The 724-nt window shown below is 51.7% G+C and carries 1 rRNA gene; it reads left to right on the top strand.

The window, feature by feature from the left end:
- Window positions 1-686, top strand: a 23S ribosomal RNA gene (locus A7985_RS25395); the annotation flags it as partial.
- Window positions 687-724 lie beyond the last annotated feature (38 nt).

Here is a 724-nt window from a genome sequence, read left to right as displayed (position 1 = left end):
TTGAGGACAGTGCCTGGTGGGTAGTTTGACTGGGGCGGTCTCCTCCCAAAGAGTAACGGAGGAGCACGAAGGTTGGCTAAGTACGGTCGGACATCGTACGGTTAGTGTAATGGTAGAAGCCAGCTTAACTGCGAGACAGACACGTCGAGCAGGTACGAAAGTAGGTCATAGTGATCCGGTGGTTCTGAATGGAAGGGCCATCGCTCAACGGATAAAAGGTACTCCGGGGATAACAGGCTGATACCGCCCAAGAGTTCATATCGACGGCGGTGTTTGGCACCTCGATGTCGGCTCATCACATCCTGGGGCTGAAGTCGGTCCCAAGGGTATGGCTGTTCGCCATTTAAAGTGGTACGCGAGCTGGGTTTAGAACGTCGTGAGACAGTTCGGTCCCTATCTGCCGTGGGCGTTTGAGAATTGAGAGGGGCTGCTCCTAGTACGAGAGGACCGGAGTGGACGAACCGCTGGTGTTCGGGTTGTTATGCCAATAGCATTGCCCGGTAGCTACGTTCGGAATCGATAACCGCTGAAAGCATCTAAGCGGGAAGCGAGCCTCGAGATGAGTTCTCACTTTAACTTAGAGTTAACTGAAGGGCCGTTGAAGACTACAACGTTGATAGGCGAGATGTGGAAGTGCTGTGAGGCATTGAGCTAACTCGTACTAATTACCCGTGAGGCTTAACCATACAACGCCAAAGTGGTTTTATTTGTTAGAAGTTAAGAA

The sequence above is a fragment of the Pseudoalteromonas luteoviolacea genome, from assembly GCF_001696455.1.
Lineage (GTDB): Bacteria > Pseudomonadota > Gammaproteobacteria > Enterobacterales > Alteromonadaceae > Pseudoalteromonas > Pseudoalteromonas luteoviolacea_C.
The sequence above is the reverse complement of the archived record's forward strand: the minus strand, read 5'-3'. Positions and strand labels throughout refer to the sequence as shown.